The following is a 20,381-nucleotide window of genomic DNA, read 5'->3' on the forward strand; positions in this document are numbered from 1 at the left end:
ATTGAGTATAGGTATAGAATAGGCTGATGTCGCCTATGGAGCCCTGCTTATGTATCTGCGCTATCTCCAATATTTTATTACTGTGGCTGAATACCGGAATTTTTCCAGAGCCGCACAACAGCTCAACACCGTTCAGCCTTCAATCAGCCGTCAAATTAAACGGCTGGAAAGTATCGTCGGCACCCGGTTGCTGAACCGCTCGCCGCATGAGCTGGCACTGACACCTGCGGGGGAAGTGTTTCTGATCCATGCAAAAATTATCCTTGAAGAATTTGAACGTGCCAAATCACTGGCATTAAAAGCGGCCTCAATCACAGAGAATGAACTGAGCGCCGGGCTGGTCTTTGGTTCTGAGCCACCTTTTTTCGATAAAGTGCTCAAACCAGCCAAAGCCAGATACCCGGACTTAACCATCAGTCTGACATCCGGTAAAGAGTGCGAATTAGTCAAAGGGGTAAAAGATGGCAGCTTAGATGCCGGGTTTCTGATCGGCCCGGTTGAAGACCCGGATCTGGATACTTATCCGGTCAGCCGGCAACGGATTATGGTTGCTATTTCAAAACACACACCACTGGCCGACAAATCCAGTCTGCGCCTTTGTGATCTGGCGGGTTTTCCGCTCTGCCTGCCGAAAAAAACTGACTCCCCTTTTTATCAGGCAGCCATCAGACAATTACTGGACCAGTCAGAGACTGAGCTCATGACCGCCGCTATCTGCTGTGATAATGTCATGTCAGCCATCCAGTCTGTATCCATCGGTGGCGGCTGCTGTTTCATCTCTGATTTTCAATCTGAACTGGTACCCGGACATGTCGTCATCAAACCACTGGAACCGGATATGAATTGTGAGCTGGTCTTGATCACATCCCGTCATCATCCTTCACCAGCAACACAAAAACTGACCCGTATTTTTACCGCCAAAAACGGCTAACCGGACAGCATCGGTGAGCTTTTTATCGTCCTGTCGCCGGGATGATAGCGATACTCATGCAATGGCAACTGTTCAAAACTCACTGACATCTCACCGGACCGGTGCTGCAACACCACCCATTGACAAAAGGCCTGATCGTCCCGGTCCGGATAATCTTCACGGATAAACCAGCCCCGGCTCTCTTTTCTTGCCAGTGCCGCCCGGAAAAACATTTCAGAACACAGCACCATACTGGTCACTTCATTCGCTGCTGACAAATAATGTGCGTCTTCAACCTTCATCTCCGGTAGTTTTTCTTTCAGCGCCAGCACTTCAGCTAACGCACGATTCATCCGGCTTTCATGTTTCCATGCGGATAAATCAATCGCACTCATGATATGTTGCAGTGGTTTTAAAATCTCATCCACCGTAATGCCGTCTGTCCTTACAAGCGGCGCCATAAAGCGGGCTTTCAATGCACTGGCCTGATTGTAATCAACCGCACAGTGCCGGGAAGTGGCAGCAGCAAAATCAGCCGCTGATTCACCGGCCCGCAGTCCCATAAACCACGACCACATCAGCCCCGTGCCACGGTTACGCCCCGGTGGGGATGGGACTGCACCTGTCGCTGCATTACCGCAGGCACAAATATCACCGGCAGCGTACAAGCCTTTCATGCTGGTTGCCATATCCCGGCCTACATACACCGGACTACACTCACCGATAAATCCCGGTACAATTTCTTTCATCACTTGATTGTCCCGGTAACCCTGTATTTTTTTCTGATACAGCCCATGCCAGAACTTATGCGCAACCGGCCGATACCAACCGGGATCGGCCTGCCCGACCTCCGGTGCCAGATTCCGCCCGGCCGGAGAAACCACAAATCCATTTTCACGACTGTTCTGATAAATCGGGCCATTGCCTTTTTTGACTTCCCAATGCATTAACAAAGCATGATTGCCGCCCAGATCGATACCGCCCAGAGTACCGAGATTCGGATTGTCTTTGAGAAACGGACGGGCAAATTCAGAGATGCTCTCGCCTCTGGCGTTATATAAGGCATCCTCAGCACCATATGCCATATGTCCATGGTCAACACTGGTCATGCCAACGAATGAGCCAAACTCGGCATTGCGCATTTTCGCTCCGGCCCGGTAAGCCGCAGCAATACCATCTCCCCGGCCACTGGCCCACATCCGCATAATCCGCCAGTTTTGATTACCATTCGCCAAAATGACCGCTTTAGCCCTGATAAGAATCGTTTCACCGGTCAACAGGCTAAATCCTATCGCCCCCACCACCCGGTTCCCGTTGGTCAGCAGATCGACAATTGAGACTTTTTCCAGAAATTTCACGCCCGCAGCTTTGGCCCTTCTGGCCAGACGCTGCATAAAATCGAGATCGACCGTCATCACTTTCCACGGAATCACCGGATGCCCGCTGAACGGTTTTTTCTGACCGTAGAACTGTACACCGTACGTCATCATCCGGTTGATCACCTGTCGGGTCGCATTGGCATAATCCCGCAACAAGTGCTGCTCACTGAGATAATCGCCCAGATTGCGCACCTGATATTCAACATAAGCTTCTTCCCCGCCTTCAGGGATAAAGGCGCAGTGACCACCGCCTTTATTCGCTTTGCCACCAAAGCCGGGACAGGCTTTATCAGCCGCCAGCACCGCCAGCCGGGGATGCGCATCTTTTGCTGCCAGCGCAGCCGCCAGCCCCGCTGAGCCGTACCCCACCACCAGGATATCCGTTTGATACATGTTGTCATCTGAAGCGATTGTCTTCATCACTGCACCGCCTTTGTGACAACACCAGACTGAGTCAGATAGCGCGACTGATAAATATCCGGCCAGTCACGATCAAAAGACGGAACCACCTCAATGGCCTGTGGAAAGCAGTTAATTTCACACAACCCACATTCGACGCAATCTTCCGGGTATGCGATCAAAGGACAGTCGTTTTCCTCATCCCAGCGAATGACATCGACCCAACAAGCCCGGTAGCAAGACTTGCATCCGGTACACCGTACTTTATCAATTTTTATGACATTCACTCTGCTTACTCCCTGATGCTTCCGCTGTGTCAGACGGCTTATCCGCCCGCACTCAATGGCGGCCTGTGGATGAAGGTATTGATGAAATTAAGCGCTAATCACTTTTTTGGGAAATACTTTATATCACCGGTGCAATACCTGAGAGGTATTGTCCCCCGACAGGATCAGCAACCACCCCAGGCAATTAACAGAAATATCAATGTAACCTAAGTGTGTTAATCTCTTTCGCCGAAAGCTCAACCTGAGTGCCATACTCAATTTTCTCATTGATTTTTAAATAAAAAGTAATTACTTATGAAAAAAATATACACTTTATGTGGTCTGGCGTTCCTGTCCGGACTCACCAGCCAGCCATCTTTTGCCGCAAATTCAGAGCAACTTTGTCAGCCCAAAGCTTATGAAATGGCACTACGTTATCAACAACGTTCCGCTGAAATCAAAGCGCTTCAGCGCCAGACTTATCAGCTGGCACAACTTCGTTTCGGGCAGCTCGTTCAAGAAAATCAATCACAGAAAAAGCCGCTGGCAGTTGTCTTCGATCTGGATGAAACCGTGCTGGATAATACACCGATGATGGTTCGTGACATGAACAACTGTCTGGACTACACCACTTGGGATCACTGGAAAGACTGGGAAAGACAGGGCCACCCGACATTAATTCCCGGCGCAAAACAGTTCCTTGATACAGTTGACCAGAAAAAAATCAGCATTTATTACGTGTCTAACCGATATGATGAAACCAAAGCTTCAACAATCAAGACATTAAAAGCACTCGGACTGCCACAGGTCAGCCCCCAAACCGTGTTACTCTACAAAGATTCCAAAGAAGCACGCCGTCAGCACATTCGCCAGACACACCACATCATCATGTTGCTTGGGGATTCACTGCCTGATTTTGCTCCACAGTATAAGAACAAAAAACCGGTCGGATATAACCAGAAACTGGTTGAAAAAGATGCCGCTCACTTTGGCTATGACTGGATTGTCTTCCCGAACGCCGCTTATGGTTCATGGACAAAAGCATCGCTGAACAGCTGGAAGTAATCTTTCAGGTGACGGCTTCATCCCGAACAGTCATTCAGGGATAATAACCTGTGTCACGGCAAAACAGAGTCTGATGATTTGGGGTGAGGATTTTTGCAGTGGCGGTATCAACCGCCACTGCCATCTGAGAGTACGGCACTCATAATTTTTGCTTTTGTCTGAATTTTGCCACTTTATGCCGGTTCCCGCAGAGCTTCATGCTGCACCACCTTCTCCTGTGGGATTTGGTTTTATCGAAAAACCAAAGAATACAGTCACTGTGCTCACATTGTTTTACCTTGCTGAAATCAACTTCCGCGACCAAATGTGCTGCCGCTTCAGAAATGGGAGCCAGTATTTGTTTTGGCGACTGACGGCCATAGTGTTTTATCAGTGACCAGTCACCAGAATCCTGTTCAACCAACCCCGTCCAGCTGATACCTTCAAGTAAAAACGTTTGCAACGCTGATACATCATTCAGGCAATCATTTTTTTTCTCAGTGACCAGCTTGCCAATCACCTGCCGCAATTGTCTGGCTTCCTGAAGTAAAACGCCGGGTTCGTCACAGGGTGTCCCTGTATCATCCTCATTGATACCTTGCTGTCTCAACCAGGCAAGCACATCTTCATCCGTATGAAAGTAATCAATCAAACTGCCATCAATCATCGCTTTCGTATTCAGAAAGTTAAGAGCTAAATGGTCACCTGACATCAGAACTTCAACCGGGAAACGGGGGGAATCAGTCATAACGGTCTCACTCATCATAGAAGGCGAAAAATTGTAACCTTTAAAAATAACTTTGACAAGTTACAAGCACACTGCTAGTTTGTAACCTTTAAAAATACAAATAAAAGGTTACACATGACAATCAATCAACATTACCCGGTCAGGCATCAATTTGTTTCCGTTGAAAATACAGATGTTTTTTACAGGGAAGCAGGCCCTGCTGACGCGCCGGTTATCCTGTTGCTGCACGGATTCCCCAGTGCCAGCCACATGTTTCGTGATTTAATCCCGTTACTTGCAGATCGCTACCGGTTAATCGCTCCGGATTTGCCCGGCTTTGGTCAAACAAAAGCACCATCGCGCACAGTGTTCAGCTACACTTTTGACAATCTGGCGAATGTGCTTGAGAAACTGACTCAAAAGCTGGCACTGGATAGCTACGCACTTTATATCTTTGATTACGGTGCCCCGGTCGGGCTCAGGCTGGCGATGCGTCATCCTGAAAAAGTAACGGCTATCATCTCTCAAAATGGCAATGCATACCTTGATGGTTTCAGTGAGGATGGCTGGACTCCATGGCAGGCTTACTGGGTTGATGAAAGTGAAGAGAACCGGGAAGCCTGCCGGGAAACACTGGCTCCGGAAGTGATTCGCGACTGGCAATACGGAACAGGCGTCAATCCTGCTCAGTTATCACCAGACGGCTATGAACTCGATATTGCTTATATGTCCCGGCCTGAAGCGGAAGACATCCAGCTCGACTTAATTCTGGATTATCGCAGCAACGTGCAGCGCTATCCGGAATTCCAGGCATACTTCCGCACTCAACAGCCTCCTCTTCTGGCGACCTGGGGAAAATTTGACCCGGCATTTATTCCCGCCGGAGCAAAAGCCTATCAACGGGATCTGCCAAACGCAGAAATTCATCTGCTGGAAACAGGCCACTTCGCGCTGGAAACACATTGTGGTGAAATTGCCGCACTCATGCGGGATTTCCTGACAAGAGTTTTGGATTAAGCGTTACGTCTTCGTTTTTTCTCCGGCAGGAACAGGCGTTTCTCCCGACGTCTGTCCCTGCAAATTTTATTTCACTAACTGAGTGAGGTTTCGAAGAGACAGGAGAGACAGGTGCCTGTCCCCATAAAATTCTGAAGACAGTTTATTCAAAGAAATAATGCACATAAAAAATAAATGACAGCCCTCGCACTCTTCAAAACCAGAGAAATCCAATACCCTGCGGATAAAAACCCCGGATGGGTTTTTAAGGATTTTTGAGCAGGACGCGAATAAATCCGTTCCGCATTACCCCACAAAAGTCTGACCCAAAAGGAGTTTTGGTGACTTTTCCTCCGTGAAAAGTCACTGGGGCGCAAGCAAAACAGCTGCTTGGAGCAACAAAACAAACCAGCGCACCAAACCACCACCACAGCCAAAATCTTCCAGGGACAGGCGCCTGTCCCCATAAAATTGCCATAAATTTCTGACGACAATTTATTCAAAGGAATAATGCACATAAAAAATAAAGGACAGCCCTCACACTCTTCAAAGCCAGAGAAATCCAATACCCTGCGGATAAAAACCCCGGATGGGTTTTTAAGGATTTTTGAGCAGGACGCGAATAAATCCGTTCCGCATTACCCCACAATAGTCTGACCCAAAAGGAGTTTTGGTGACTTTTCCTCCGTGAAAAGTCACTGGGGCGCAAGCAAAGCAGCCGCTTGGTTCAACAAAACAAACCAGCGCACCAAACCCCCACACAGCCAAAATCTTCCCGGCTAAAAAGGGACTGACTTGGTGTCTGTTTCCACAAGACCAGGTCAAGTTCAAAACATCCGATGCCTGTCCCCACAAAATGCCAGACGGGGCATCACCCTCAGCCCCGTCTGCTGAAGCTAAGCCTCCAGCCTGGTCTTCAGTGTTTTCAACTCCTGCGCCAGAATCTCCGACTGTGCCGACAATGCACCTTCCAGTGCTTCCAGCGGTACCGGTGGTGGGGTCAGGGTAAAGCTGTAAGCACAGGTTTCACCGGTCAGCGCCACCAGCCGGGAATAAGCCGTGCCCACACTGTCATCCGGAAAATACATCTTCCAGTCAACCGTACCGGCATCCGGATCGGCGATTACTTCCAGAAAAATCTCCACTTCACCCTCTGGCGTTGCCAATGTGGCATGGCCATCGCTGTCAGTGCGGGCAAAAGCATTGGTCCATTCCGGCAGTGTTAGCGGGTCCGCAATATAACTAAATGCCTGCGCAAAGGGGACATTCAGACCAATATGTTTCACGTCATAAAGCATGATTATTCTCCTGTTATTGATTCAGCAATGCCTGTAGTTCCGGGTTTACTTCCGGTTTCGTCAGGTGATTACTGTAGTTGGACAGGGTTTTGATCGCGGCAATCAAAATAATTTCGAACACATGTTTTTGTTCAAATCCGGCAGCAAAAAATGCATCTAAGTCCTGCGCATCAAGCCAGCCTCGCTTTTCAATCAGTTGCCGTGAGAACTGAACCAACGCCCGATCTTTCTCATCGGTCACGGTTTCGCCATTCACAATTTCGCTGGCGGTTTGCGGCGACATGCCTTTCATTTTGCCAATGGCATGATGAGCGACGGTACAAAAATCGCAACCATTGGCCTGACTGATCGCCAGCAGCGCCGTTTGGGACTGAGCCGGTGTCAGCGATAAGCTTTCAAGCAGTTTGGTTAAACTCAGATAGGCCTGAACCGTCACCGGAGATTCGGCCATATAAGCGAACAGATTCGGGACAAAGCCATAGTTGTTCTGCACCTGCGTCAGAATTGCTTTCCCTGCCTCAGATGAATCGGTTGGGGTATGAAATTTAAAATCGGTCATCATGTACTCCTGAACTCTTACTATAAAAAAGACAGGTACACTTTATAACCCGTAGCTTGTATGATGAATGCTTAATCGTGCCAATTATCTGCTCAATCGTACATATGGAAGCTTTCTCAGAACTTATCCAACAATTTCAGTTTCATACCGAGGTGTATCACAATGCCCGCTTGTGCGGAAACTGGAAACTTGAACAGACACAAACCGGAAAAACCTGTTTTCATCTGGTCACCGGCGGTCAGTGCCACTTATCCATTCCGGACTACGGTGACACTGTGCTCGGCTATGGTGATCTGATCCTGTTCCCCAAAGAACTGCATCATGCCATGGCGTCATCTGCATCATCCCGGCCAGACACCATGACAGATACAGACCTGCTGTGTGCCAAAGTAGACTTCGGCCACGCGGGTGTTGATATGCTGCTGAAATCGCTGCCGGAGGTGCTGATTCTGAAAAATGAACAAACCGGTATCTGGCTTGAGCCCTTGCTGAAGCTGATCGTGACGGAGAATGCCACACACCGGAGCGGCACCAGTGCAATTCTTGACCGGCTTTCGGAGCTGATATTTATCTATGCACTGCGACATTTTCTTGAACACCATCCGGCCCGGACATCTTTGCTGGCACTGTATGCCGATGCCCGTCTGTCTGCGGCGATGAATGCGATGCATACCAACCCGGAACAACCCTGGACCATTGAACAACTGGCACGGATCAGTGCGATGTCCCGGACCAGCTTTGCCAGTCACTTCAAGGCGACCAGCGGCTGGACCGTGATGCAATATCTGACCTGGTGGCGAATGCAGATGGCCCTGGGGCTGTTGAAAAAGGGCCAAAGTGTCAGCGCTGTCTCTTATCGGGTCGGCTATCAGTCAGAATCGGCATTTTCACGGGTATTTATGAAACATTTTGGTTTTAATCCGGGCAAAACGAATCAGCAGTGATCATCAGGGACAGCCGCTCATGCCTGTCCCGACAAATATCAACGATGAATGAGCCCCGATAGTGATGTCCGATGTGATGTCTGTCCTCTCAAGTATCATATAATTGTGCCTGTCCCCATAAACGTGTCGATAGTTATGTCTGTCCCCACAAAACATGTCTGTCCCCACAAAACATAAATGGTGTCTGTCCCCATAAACGCCTCCCCATAAAAGATAAGCGTCAGCCCTCCGGAAACAAACTCGATCAATATGACCGGGGTCGTTATAATCCCCGGCTACGATTCAAAATACAGGGTGGAAGGTTTGGGGTTTCAAAAAAAGCAATTTGAATTACTGGCACCGGGCGGAGATTTGGATTCAATTAAAGCTGCTATTGCTGCAGGTGCCGATGCGGTTTACTGTGGACTGGACCGGTTTAATGCCCGAAACCGGGCGGCCAACATTACTTTTGATGTTCTGGATGGCGTATTAAAGCTGGCTCACCAGCATGATTGCAAAATATTTTTAACCCTGAATATTGTCGTGCTGGAAAATGAAATCCCGGCCATCATCCGGCTGTTGAAACAACTGACCGAAACAGCCATCGATGGTGTGATTGTGCAGGATCTGGGGCTGGCTTACCTGATCAAGCATCACTTCCCGCAATCAGAGATGCACGCTTCAACCCAGATGAACACCCATAATGAAGGTCAGATACTGTTATTGAGCCGGTTGGGTGCCGGTCGGGTCAACTTGTCACGGGAACTGAACCTGGAAGAAATCACCCAGTTGGCCCAATTTGGCCGCCGGCACAACGTCCTGACGGAAGTCTTCGTCCACGGCTCCTATTGCATTGGATTTTCCGGGGTATGTTATTTCAGCTCGGTGCGCAATGGCGCTTCGGGTAACCGCGGACGATGCAGTCAGCCCTGCAGGGATCAGTATCAAACGACCGATGCCGGGAAAAACTATCCGCTGAACCTGAAAGACAACGCCGCATTTTCTGATATAGAAGCGCTGGCAAACGCCGGGGTGTATTCACTCAAAGTAGAAGGCCGGATCAAAAAACCGCATTACGTTTATACCGTGGTGGATAACTGGCGTCAGCAGATTGACCACTTCTGCTCCACCGGCGAAATGCTGACGGATATGACCGAACTCTATTCCGTCTTTAACCGTGATTTTTCCAATGGCTATTTGCGCGGCGACATTCACCGAAATATGTATATTGATAATCCGCGCAACCACGCTGCGACACATTTTACTGAAGTATATCAATGTCATACACCTGAAGAAGCCCGACAGGTAAAACAGTCTTTATATGACAAGACCACCCGTATCATGAACCATGTGGAAAAGATCACACAAGCCATGCCGGTTGAGGTCAGCACCGGCCGAAGCCTGAAAAACAATGGCCGGGCGATTGATATTCCGCTCCCGCAAGCATCACCTGAATCATCCGCCAATGGTTGTCCCAAACTGTCTGTTCTGATCGCTGAGCACAAGGATCTCAACCTGTTGAATGATTACCCGGAAGCCGGTTTTTTCTGGCAAATCCCGGATGCCCTGAGTTATCAGATGGATGAGATGGTCGCATTGTTTCAGCATCATCCGGCGCTGAGTCCATTTTTCCCGGCCATTATGATCGGAGAGCACTATCAGGCAGCACAGGAACTCTTGACGCAAACCCGACCTCCCATGCTGATCACCAATAATCTCGGCATTGCAGAACTGGCCAATACACTGAATATACCCTGGGTTGCCGGGCCACAACTCAATATCACCAATTCGCTTGCTGTAAAATGCCTCGCTGATGAACTCAGCAGCAGCGGCGCATTTATTTCCGGTGAACTTAATGCGCTGCAAATGAGAAAAATCGTGAGACCGGAACAATTCCGGCTGTTTTACAGCCTGTATCATCCGGTTGAGCTGCTCATCAGCCGTCAGTGCCTGTTCATTCAAAGCATCGGCTGCCGGAAGCAACGCATGAACACCGGATGCATGAAACGATGTGAAAAAACGGCTTCAATTATTAACCTGAAAGACACCCCCTTTGTCATCAATAAACAGAGAGGCAGCCATAATCGTTTATACAGTGAGGTGAATTTCTTCAATCCCTCGCTGCTTCATGATTTGCCGGCTTTATATACGGATATCATGATTGATCTGCGCCATATCCCGACCCAAACCCGGATACATGTGGAAAAACCAGCGTTGGTTGGTCTGTTTTTGCAAATGATTCAGGGAAATGATGATGCGATGCGTGAGCTGACTGCATCGGTGATGAATACGACCGATCGGCAATACCGGAAAGGATTATAAACACCCGGTATACCCGCATGAATCCCGATACTGTCCGGTCGTCATAAACCGACACCGGCTGCAAACCAGAAATGGTTTGCAGCCGGGCTGAATCAACGTTTGGTTATCAGGCGCCCGGATGTAATCCAAGCCATCCCGGAGACGGATCACCAGTCACTTCACCAAAATAGAGCGAGAAGGTTTGCCGCCAAAGCTCGACTTCCATCCGGTTTCTCATAAATTCAGGAAACTGCGGGAAGTTCGCATTCGGATATTCCCAGATATGCTTCAAACCGCCACGGGGTGAGATATCCTGACGGATAGTCCATCCGGAGAAAGTGAAACTCTGCACTTCATCAGAAATCACCCAGTTCATGTATAGCTTCGCCGCTTCAGGGTGGCTGGCATCTTTCATGATCCCTGCCCGTTGGCCCCATGCCATAAACGGTTCACTTTCCGGCAGCACCCATTGAGTGGTACTTCCTTCCGCCGTTACAGCAGAGCCACCCACACCCAGTGCGATCGGTTTTTCTTTATTTGCCAAAGCTTCAGAGGCAGAGTTCGTACCGCGTTTGAACTGGAGATCCTGCTCGGCCAGCGCTGCCAGCCAGTCCCAGCCATATGCTTCGGTATACATTTTGAATAAGAATTCAACAGCATCATCATCATTCGGATAAGAAGAGGCAATTTGTCCCTTCCATTCACTATTGATCAAATCCTTCGGGCTCATCGGTGCATTGTCACCCAGAACTTCCAGATCAACGGCAAAACTGAACGGAATAATACCAACAGCACACCAGGCACCATCGCGATCACGCAGGCCGGGATAGACATTTTCAAAGTCCAGCGGCTTGTAATTCAGCAACCGGTTATCGCACTTCCAGCGTTCAAAATCCTGTAATGTTTGCAACTGAACCACATCCGGAACCAGCGTATTGGTCTCTAGCTGATTGTCCACCCGGACATCATGGTATTTACTGTAATCCACCACAATTTCCAGCTCAATTTCCGGGAAACGGGCCTGAAAAGCCTGCCGGACCGGATCCTGCTGGCTGTCGATGTCTCCACCGGCATAGATCACCAGTTTGCCACCTTCAGCAATCGCTGCCTGATAGATTTCATCCAGCGTCCGGCTTTCCTGTTCAAAATCCTGACTGACAAAATTATTTGAGTTATAAGAATGATGATGCCCGCCAAATGCATTCGCACCAAATGCACTTGAAGCACCAAATGCGACCGATGCACTGGCAGAAGACAGTAAAAACTGCCGGCGGCTGGGCTTAAATGCTGACTTACCTTTTTTCATGTTGACCTCATTGTTATTATCACTGGTGTTGTACTGCAAAGCGCAAATATCAACAGTTCCAGGTTAATATTTGCTCGTATTCTGTCTTACCGGCATGATTTGAAATGCGTATTATTCAGGCCATTGATTTTTCTTTACAAATATGTAAATGGAATTAATTGAATTGTTCAACCGAAATAATTGACGCTATTCATCGAAATAACTGACTAAGTTATATACAGTGATTTTTATGACAGAATGTTTGTTCCGGGCAGGAAAGAATTACGGCTGAAACCGTGACAGCGCAGGGAATGAATACAGGAACAGGCAATCCGTATGCATAAAGCAGCAAGACAAAAAACAGGATGTGCCTGTCCCTGTAAATAATGAGTCAGGATTTATCTGGCATCACTGAAGTGATGTTGATAACTCCTCATGTTGTAATACTGACAGGAACTATTCCTTATCAGAATCAATCTTTGATAAAGTCACCGGAATAACACAAGACAACATTTGCCCTTCCCAGATCACCGGCGGCTTTTTATTATCTGAAGTCACATGATTAACACCGAATTTTTTCAGGTCATCAAGTGTATATGTCCACCCTTGTAATTCTTTTCTCTGGTGTGCTTTGATACACCCATCCGTTGTCTGAAGAAGTGAAAAATCATCCAGCTGACCATAATCAGTAATTCTTTGGTTTACCCCGATATCCCTGAAAAATACTTTCTCCATATCAATCGAATGTTGGAAATACGGAATATCGGCCAGAGACAGAGCTTCTCCCCTGAGTGTTGCACCACCATGCCAGTAGACAATTGCATTTTTGTTGATGTGAACGGATTGAGCAGCAGTCAGCAGGTAATTTGCACAAGATGACATGCAAAACCGATCTATTGTCAGGTCAATATGATTGTCAAATACCCATCTGCCTAATTTCATTGCGGACTGAACTTCTCCCCCCGTGCTGTTGACTGTCATTTTGTGCACTGGCTCCTGATAATCTTTAACCGCTGCGAATATCTGACGGACAGATAACTCAGTAATTTCCCCCCTGAAATAGAGACGGCCATGATCAAGATGAATATATGTCTCTTCGGTATCGGTATCAGTCCCACTATTTAAACTACAAGCCTGTAACAGAACCAAACAAACCCAAAATACGAATAACCACCGCTTTATTTTCACTTTATAAAACCTATGAATATTTTGTAGTGGGCTATATTACGTATTATGGACAGAATGTTCCATCATCTTTCTTAATTCATTCGCCTTGTTTATTTTTCTTTCATTTAACATTAATTATATAAATAATAAAATCATTTACAAAGAAATAATATGACGACTCATCATAAAAAATTAATATTTAATCAGATAAGTATCATTGTAAGTAAGTGTAAATTAATGTAATTTATTTCTAATCATAAATACTTAATAAAATATTACTACAAAAGGTTTAACCATATTAAAACCATCGAGAAAGCGCTGTGTTGTAAACAATAATAACCAACAGATATGGTGAAACCATGACTTCAGTTATTAACAGAAGTCCTTCATTTTTTCATTCAGATTAACCAGGATGCCCCCTTGAACTTCAAAAATATCTTACGCGCTTTTATCAACCTCTTTACACTGGGATTCGCTGATGCGATTCAATCGAAACCTGTTGCCCTGTTATGGTGTATTCCACCACTTTTTTTTACAGTCAGTAGTCTTAATAATGATTTCTTATCACCAGCTATTTTCGAAATGAAGTACTGGCTGTTTTTTGTTCTTTTTATTGCGCTTCTTGGTTCATCATTTTTCTCTCATTATTCAAAGAAAATAAGCTATCTTATCCTGGTTCCATTGCTGATAGCATCTTATGTCAGTGCTTACTATGTTCCCAAAAAATTAGGTATAACCTTAGGAATAGGAACGAGTATGCTCCCTACAATAAAATCGGGAGAATTTGTAATCTACAAGGATATTGATGCTCAAGAACCAATCGACCGGGGAGATATCATCCTATTCAAACTGAAAAGTAAAAATATCGAAGTAGAAAAAAGGGTATTTGCGCTTGGTGGTAGCACCGTCTATGCCAAAGATAAACAATATTGTATTGCAGTTAAAAATATATGTATCAAAGATAACTTGTTATCAGATGACTATATCCGTATTTTTAACATCCCCAAAAATACTTTTTTTGTATTAGGAGATAATATTCCCCTCTCTTCGGACTCCAGACACTGGAAAAATCCTTATGTGAAGCGACAGGATATCTACGGTAAATATATAGGCAAATCATATATTCTGAATCGATTCATGCATTATTTCTTTGATTAAGAATTATAAAATTAACTGTGCATTAACCAGTTGGGTTGGTTAAAATTTTTACAGTGATAAAAAACAGCCAAAGTTAAATCTGGCTGTTTTCTTTACTCTCAATAAAGCCTCACTGACATCACAGGTCAATATTTACACCTGCATAATAACCGGATGCATCGGCATCCAGTGTTGTGGGCAGGTCATCAAAACTTTTTAAATTAAATGACTGCGTCCGGTAGCCGACCTGTAACTCGAGATCGAAAATCCCCATACCAATCGAATATTGAATCCCTGCTGACGCATCAAACATCTTATAATCGGAATATGAAATGCCGGAGCCCTTGCCAAAGATAAACAGTGGCGTGCCCGGAATTCCTATTTCAGCCGCAGCATAAGCATTCGGGACATAACCTTCAAAGGACTGACCATCGAGTTCACCGTCTGACAGATAGGTCAAACCAGCCCCGACATCAAAAGAAACCAGATCATTATCCAGTATTTCATAATAAAGTGTGACGTCCTGCTTGGTATATTTAAAACTATCTGCATCAACCGATGAATGCGCATATCTGATATTGGGAATCAAAGGAACCGGATGCTCAATTGACGCTTCCAGCGTATAACTGACATCATCACCATCGCCCTGCCCGTCACGTTCATAATCCTGACTCCAGGCATTGACTTCAATATCTCCGCCCAAAAGTACATCGGCATTCGCAGAACATACCGGCAGTGCAGCGAGTAAAAGACATAGTTGGGTGTGTTTCATCATCGTTTTCTAATTCCGGATCAGTATAAAGATAAGTTCTTTATAACATACAGAGTCAGATGATGCTTGTTCTTGTCCTTTTCTTTCGGATAATTCGGATCAGGTGCCACACTATTTTTGAAATTCACAGCATTGAAATCCGGGCAGGAAGATCACGATCATATTCACCCCAGATTTTTTGACTTTAAATATAAAATTTATTGATGATTCATCCATTTTTGATCATAAAAAATTATTATTTATACACAAAAGTCAACAATATATGTCTATTTTTGAAACATTGCTTCCTGAAAAAATAATCAATAATAGATCTCCATTCAATAATTTGTCATTTTGCGCCCCACATTGCAGTGCAATGTGTTTTTTAATTTCGAATAATAATTGGATAAAAGAATGAAAATAAAAGCAGGAAAGTTATTGATTGGTGTAGGGTTCGGCATTTTATGCCATACGTCACAGGCAGCAATACCATTTCACAACACAACCTATCAGTACACACAACCGAATGGTGACGAGATCACGTTAACCTTAGACGGAAACAACTATTACGCGGAGCAACGGACAGAAAATGGCCGCCTGGTGATTTACGATGAACAACTCAAAGGGATGGCATACGCCAGAGTTGCTGACGATGGATCACAGCTGGAGTCAACGGGAAAACTCGTGACCCGGACCAGTATTCAGACATTTGCCAACACAGCAGCCAAAAGCAAACCGGAAGCAGGGTTAGCGCGTGGGGCAAAAGCAAAACTGGCCAAAGAAATGCATGATCGCTTAATGCATATTGAAACCAGTGAGGCGGATCAAAAAATGCGTGCAGCCAAGGCACGTACAACAAAGCCTGCACCGGCCCAGCATGTCAAACTTTCCGGCAGTATGAAGGGATTAACGGTGTTAATCCAGTTTCCGGACGACAAAGGAACAATCTCCATTGATCAGGTTAACCGATTCCTGAACGATTTAAATTATCATGAGTTTGGAAACTTCCAGTCCATCCGTGGATACTGGCGCAGTGTTTCAGGAGGCAAACTCGACTACACCAATGAAGTCACCCCTTACTACACAGCGAAGCACAACAAGTCTTATTACACCGATACATCTGTTCAGTTTGGCGTTCGTGCACAGGAACTGATTCACGAAGCTTTAAACTGGCTCGAACAACAAAGAGGATATGACTTCTCCCGGTTAACCACCAATGGAAACAGAGAAATTCGTGGTCTGAACTTCTTTTACGCCGGTAAAGCGGACAGTCCATGGTCGAAAGGCCTGTGGCCACATATGGGTGGTGTGAACCCACGTTTTTGTGCTGACGGCGTTTGTACCAATGCGATGCAAATGTCTGATATGGGCAGCGAACTGGCCATCGGTACTTTTGCCCATGAGTCTGGTCATCTGATTGCTGACTGGCCTGATTTGTATGACTACGATGGTAGCTCAGCGGGATCCGTGGCTGCTTTTGGTTTGATGGGATATGGTGCCGTGGGTACGAATTCAGGACACCGGCCTGTCCCGCCCGTTGCACCACTGCGCGATTTGGTTGGATGGGAAACCGTGACAGAACTCAACCCGGATGTAAACTCAGGTGCACCAAGCGGACGCTTATCCAATACATCCGGTGACAATAAAGTTTACAAATGGTCCAATCCGAAGAACACCAGCGAAGCATTTTACATTGAAACCATCCATCAATCAGGTCAAAACACCTACCAGCCCGATTCAGGCCTTGCGATCTGGCACGTTGATCCAAGCGGCAATAATTCTGATGAATGGCACCCGTATATTCAGATGGAACATGCAGATGGCAAACGTGACCCGGAAAATAACCGCAATGGTGGCGATGATAAAGATTTGTATGATCAATATGGTGAATTTACAGCAACACTACCCAATGCATTGACGTCAAAAGGAACCAATTCGCTGTGGTGGAATGGTTCGCAATCCGGTCTGAGCATCACAGACGTATCACAGCCAGCCCAAACCGTCTCATTTACCGTTCCGGCAAGTAAGACGGTAGGCTATTATCATGGGTCGATTAAGCAGGGAGAAACAAAAATTGAGCCCAATGACAAGTTCTTTAATTATAAAGGCGGGACAATAGACATTTGGCTGGATGGTCCTAAAGGAACAGATTTCAATATGACATTGTTCAAATTTGACTGGAATAAAGATGACTGGGTCAAGGTTGCGGCCTCAACATACAGTGGTTCCGAAGAGTTTATCCGTTATCAGGCGGATGAAGCCTACTACTATGTCGAAGTCAGCGCGAAGACTGGCTCCGGAAATTACGAACTGATCATCCGTAAGTAATCACTCTGGTGTACTACAGTAGCGGGATACCAGAAAATTCCGCATGAAAGCACCCCGTGAAACGGGGTGTTTTTTTATGGCACAGATCTCTTATTCAACCCCTGAAGCCAGATAAGTTTCACCACAACAAAACACTATTCACATAACTATCAATATTTGCAAAATATGCAACCAGATTAATTAAAATCATGACTAAATTATGAATGAAGCATGTGCTTCATTCACTAACAAAGGAACGTCACTATGAAAGTTTCAATGATAAAGTCAGTTGCTTTAGTTTGTTCTCTGGTTATTGCCGGTATGGTATCAGCGGCCGTTCCGACCGTCGGTACCTATTCACTGAATTATGACTGGGGATGTGATGGCAGCTATAGTACATCCAGCATTACACTAAGCGCTGACGGCACATTTAATACATCCAGTTACTCCGGCACCTGGACTGAAAATAACCAGACCCTGACTTTCGTATTTCAATCCGGCACCTATTATACCGGCTATCACACCAGCAAAGCGGTGGTCGGTGTACAGAAAGCCAATAGTCTGGACGGCTGCTTTTATATGCTTCAAACCAGCACAACCACACTGAAACAGGCTCAGGAATCACTTGATGCTGATGGTATGAAAGCGGAATAATCCTCTCTGTCCGGGTGCAGTCTGTCCGGGCGCAATCTGTCCGGACGAAAAAAACAAAGTGAGCCCTTTCCAAAAGACAACAGCCGGAGAAGCGGCTCCGGCTGTTTTTATCCCATAAATCATCTCAACCGGAGCGGTAAATTTTTACAGACTTATATGCATTTTGTGACATTACCAAAGGATATAACCGGCAGCAGACAGGTAGGATGAAGATGTCGCTCTGACAGATGTGGAGTGACTGAATTGACAGAGGTTATGCCATGAAAAATCAAAATGAAATCCTGAATAAAGAAGCTGTTGATCCTCACATGATTCCGGATCAGAAAACAAATCCCGGTGAATGGACTGCCCCGCCAACCCTGACACCACAAGAAGCGCAGCTGTCTTATGCCAGTTATTTCAACCGAACAATGATAAAACCGGATCAAGCGCTGGTTTCGCGGGTCGAAGCCGGACCACTTGACCCGGATATCGCTTTAAAAAATGAACACTTAAATGACCTGCTCAAACCCGGATATCTGGCCTCTGAATGCGGCTACACACAGATGACCGATGGCACCGGTTATGTCTCTTCTATCGTGCAGATGCCGGACGTCACGGCAGAAATGCTGGACTGGTGGTTTGCGTGGCATCCGCTTGAGCCCGTCCGCTATAAAATCTGGGATCCGCTGGCACATTATTCCGTATCCGTCTCCCCACAAGACAGAAGACGACTGACAAACCCCGCCATTCCCTGCAATGAGAGACTTTGGGGAACCACACATCACGTGGTTGAAGATGTCGGCTCGGGTATCGAAGAAATCGCGATCAGCTTCGTCTCACCGGCAGAGTTCGGATTCGACATGCAGCAATATGAAGCATCCGGCACCGGTACGGCGATTTGTGCCAAAGGATTTGCCAATATGGTTCATATTTTCCGTCCCACAGCAACCGGCGCAGAGCTGAGAACACGCTTCTGGTTTACTCCCAAAGCCCGGGTGCCTCTGGCTTTCCTGAAGGGACTCAACCTGCATGCACTGGAAGAATATTCAAATTTAGCTGGTTTTTTACCTGAGCTTTATGCTGAATTTTCCTGAACAGACTTTTTCCGGACAGGCTTTCCCTGAACTCTTTTGATAAACAGCTTTCCCTGAACAGAAAGCCACTGAACAGAAAGCCCCTCCGGAAACCAACCCGGCACCATCAGTCCGGTCATTTGGGCACAGTAAAAATGTATGATACGATTTGATTAATTGCATATAAGAAACATATGCTTTACTTCACAATACAGATTTTTCAAATCAAAAGCAGATATGTCCGGTCAAGGCCTGTTTTACCGACAGACCGACATGATAATTTCTCTGAGAATATTAAGGATATCATTGTTATGTATCAAAACGACAAACAAGACGATACTGAACATCAAAAAGATACAGCCAAGGGCGCGGCTCTGGAAGAAAAACTGATCAAAACCCGTTCTATATTTATCTCTGGTGAAGTCAATCAGGAGTTAGCACAAAGAGTGTCAACGCAACTGCTGGTTTTACAGGAAATCAATGATGATCCGATTTATCTGTACATTAACAGTCAGGGTGGCCATGTTGAAGCCGGCGATACAATCCATGACATGATCAAATTTGTCAGGCCGGAAGTTGTTGTGATTGGCACCGGCTGGGTCGCCAGTGCTGGTGTGACGATTTATATCGCGGCTGAAAAAGAAAATCGTTTTTGTCTGCCAAATACCCGCTTTATGATTCACCAGCCACTGGGTCAGGTGAACGGTAAAGCATCAAGCATCGAAATTGAGGCAAATGAACTGCTGCGAATCCGCTCACGGGTCAATAAGCTGATCAGTGACGCGACAGGAAAACCTCTGGAACAGGTTGAGAAAGATACAGACAATAATTATTGGATGGACCCGAATCAGGCCATTGAGTACGGGCTGGTGAACAAAGTCATCTCAAAGATCACCGATATCCGTTAAGCGCTGATCAAATCATCTATACACTAGAGCATGTTTCATCTGTAAAACGGACTGAATCAAAGGCCAGACAAATCGCCCTCGTTCAGTCCGTTTTTTTAGGGTCTGTTGATCTTTTGAGTACGAATTTTGTTCAATCTAAAAGTATTTTGAGCAAGGCATGAGAAGAGAAGCATAGTGATTCTATGCGAACGACGAATAACGCAGCGCAAGATACTTTTAGATGAACCCAAAGGGCAGCATTTGTTCGGGCTTTCTACGGCGTTATCGCCTGCTTATGTAGAATAACTACACCGCACAGGCTCTGCCTTGTATAAA

Annotated in this window: 19 protein-coding genes; 10 read left to right on the forward strand and 9 right to left on the reverse strand. The window is 46.2% G+C overall.

The features are described from left to right. The first annotated feature begins 49 nt into the window (after positions 1–49). Complete coding sequence (locus OCV29_RS12100; protein ID WP_073603201.1) at positions 50–931, forward strand: LysR family transcriptional regulator; 882 nt, start codon at positions 50–52, stop codon at positions 929–931. Here OCV29_RS12100 and OCV29_RS12105 read toward each other — a convergent pair. Together OCV29_RS12105 and OCV29_RS12110 are read right to left on the reverse strand one after the other, a co-directional pair. After that, entirely contained in the window at positions 928–2,709 is a 1,782-nt protein-coding gene (locus OCV29_RS12105) for an FAD-binding protein (RefSeq protein ID WP_073603200.1), read from the reverse strand. The two genes, OCV29_RS12100 and OCV29_RS12105, sit on opposite strands and share 4 nt — an antisense overlap. Further along, positions 2,709–2,975, reverse strand: a complete 267-nt coding sequence (locus OCV29_RS12110; protein ID WP_073603199.1) for a 4Fe-4S dicluster domain-containing protein — start codon at positions 2,973–2,975, stop codon at positions 2,709–2,711. Before OCV29_RS12110 ends, OCV29_RS12105 begins: the two co-directional genes overlap by 1 nt. 294 nt (positions 2,976–3,269) lie before the next feature. Here OCV29_RS12110 and OCV29_RS12115 point away from each other — a divergent pair, with 294 nt between their 5' ends. Beyond that, positions 3,270–4,019 (forward strand): 5'-nucleotidase, lipoprotein e(P4) family, encoded by a 750-nt coding sequence (locus tag OCV29_RS12115; protein WP_084193280.1) that lies wholly within the window; start codon positions 3,270–3,272, stop codon positions 4,017–4,019. Between the two features lie 139 nt (positions 4,020–4,158). Here the strand turns inward: OCV29_RS12115 and OCV29_RS12120 are convergent, their stop codons facing one another. Next, positions 4,159–4,746, reverse strand: coding sequence for a CGNR zinc finger domain-containing protein (locus tag OCV29_RS12120; RefSeq protein WP_073603253.1), 588 nt, complete (start codon positions 4,744–4,746; stop codon positions 4,159–4,161). Between the two features lie 114 nt (positions 4,747–4,860). Between OCV29_RS12120 and OCV29_RS12125 the strand changes: the two genes are divergently transcribed. After that, a complete protein-coding gene (locus OCV29_RS12125) occupies positions 4,861–5,742 on the forward strand; it encodes an alpha/beta fold hydrolase (RefSeq protein WP_073603198.1) in 882 nt (293 codons plus the stop codon). A gap of 875 nt (positions 5,743–6,617) precedes the next feature. On the opposite strand, the gene OCV29_RS12130 is transcribed toward OCV29_RS12125, so the two are convergent. Both OCV29_RS12130 and OCV29_RS12135 read right to left on the reverse strand, forming a co-directional pair. Beyond that, complete coding sequence (locus tag OCV29_RS12130; protein WP_073603197.1) at positions 6,618–7,019, reverse strand: hypothetical protein; 402 nt, start codon at positions 7,017–7,019, stop codon at positions 6,618–6,620. 13 nt (positions 7,020–7,032) lie between these two features. Then, positions 7,033–7,581, reverse strand: coding sequence for a carboxymuconolactone decarboxylase family protein (locus tag OCV29_RS12135; RefSeq protein ID WP_084193278.1), 549 nt, complete (start codon positions 7,579–7,581; stop codon positions 7,033–7,035). A gap of 74 nt (positions 7,582–7,655) precedes the next feature. On the opposite strand from OCV29_RS12135, the gene OCV29_RS12140 reads away from it, so the two are divergent. Next, positions 7,656–8,522, forward strand: a complete 867-nt coding sequence (locus OCV29_RS12140; protein ID WP_139281548.1) for an AraC family transcriptional regulator — start codon at positions 7,656–7,658, stop codon at positions 8,520–8,522. A 303-nt stretch (positions 8,523–8,825) separates the two neighbouring features. Further along, complete coding sequence (locus OCV29_RS12145) at positions 8,826–10,823, forward strand: peptidase U32 family protein (protein ID WP_073603252.1); 1,998 nt, start codon at positions 8,826–8,828, stop codon at positions 10,821–10,823. Positions 10,824–10,929: 106 nt separating this feature from the next. On the opposite strand, the gene OCV29_RS12150 is transcribed toward OCV29_RS12145, so the two are convergent. Together OCV29_RS12150 and OCV29_RS12155 are read right to left on the reverse strand one after the other, a co-directional pair. After that, complete coding sequence (locus tag OCV29_RS12150) at positions 10,930–12,108, reverse strand: ABC transporter substrate-binding protein (protein ID WP_073603194.1); 1,179 nt, start codon at positions 12,106–12,108, stop codon at positions 10,930–10,932. Positions 12,109–12,543: 435 nt separating this feature from the next. Continuing rightward, the gene (locus OCV29_RS12155; protein WP_139281547.1) at positions 12,544–13,275 is read right to left on the reverse strand and encodes a hypothetical protein; all 732 of its coding nucleotides are present in this window, start codon (positions 13,273–13,275) and stop codon (positions 12,544–12,546) included. 399 nt (positions 13,276–13,674) lie between these two features. On the opposite strand from OCV29_RS12155, the gene lepB reads away from it, so the two are divergent. Continuing rightward, complete coding sequence (lepB, locus tag OCV29_RS12160) at positions 13,675–14,412, forward strand: signal peptidase I (protein WP_073603192.1); 738 nt, start codon at positions 13,675–13,677, stop codon at positions 14,410–14,412. 118 nt (positions 14,413–14,530) lie between these two features. Here the strand turns inward: lepB and OCV29_RS12165 are convergent, their stop codons facing one another. Continuing rightward, positions 14,531–15,166 (reverse strand): TIGR04219 family outer membrane beta-barrel protein, encoded by a 636-nt coding sequence (locus tag OCV29_RS12165; RefSeq protein WP_073603191.1) that lies wholly within the window; start codon positions 15,164–15,166, stop codon positions 14,531–14,533. A 390-nt stretch (positions 15,167–15,556) separates the two neighbouring features. Here OCV29_RS12165 and OCV29_RS12170 point away from each other — a divergent pair, with 390 nt between their 5' ends. The 3 genes from OCV29_RS12170 to OCV29_RS12180 all read left to right on the forward strand — a co-directional run bounded on the left by OCV29_RS12170 (position 15,557) and on the right by OCV29_RS12180 (position 19,179). Next, complete coding sequence (locus OCV29_RS12170; protein ID WP_084193276.1) at positions 15,557–17,470, forward strand: M6 family metalloprotease domain-containing protein; 1,914 nt, start codon at positions 15,557–15,559, stop codon at positions 17,468–17,470. Between the two features lie 243 nt (positions 17,471–17,713). Continuing rightward, a complete protein-coding gene (locus tag OCV29_RS12175) occupies positions 17,714–18,103 on the forward strand; it encodes a hypothetical protein (RefSeq protein WP_073603190.1) in 390 nt (129 codons plus the stop codon). Between the two features lie 260 nt (positions 18,104–18,363). Next, entirely contained in the window at positions 18,364–19,179 is an 816-nt protein-coding gene (locus OCV29_RS12180; protein ID WP_217653292.1) for a DAPG hydrolase family protein, read from the forward strand. Here the strand turns inward: OCV29_RS12180 and OCV29_RS12185 are convergent. Next, a complete protein-coding gene (locus OCV29_RS12185) occupies positions 19,161–19,298 on the reverse strand; it encodes a hypothetical protein (RefSeq protein ID WP_175561526.1) in 138 nt (45 codons plus the stop codon). The genes OCV29_RS12180 and OCV29_RS12185 overlap by 19 nt on opposite strands. A 171-nt stretch (positions 19,299–19,469) precedes the next feature. Between OCV29_RS12185 and OCV29_RS12190 the strand changes: the two genes are divergently transcribed. Continuing rightward, positions 19,470–20,066, forward strand: a complete 597-nt coding sequence (locus tag OCV29_RS12190) for an ATP-dependent Clp protease proteolytic subunit (RefSeq protein WP_073603249.1) — start codon at positions 19,470–19,472, stop codon at positions 20,064–20,066. The last annotated feature ends 315 nt before the right edge of the window (positions 20,067–20,381 follow it).

This window comes from Vibrio aerogenes, from assembly GCF_024346755.1.
In the GTDB taxonomy this organism is placed as follows: Bacteria; Pseudomonadota; Gammaproteobacteria; order Enterobacterales; family Vibrionaceae; genus Vibrio; species Vibrio aerogenes.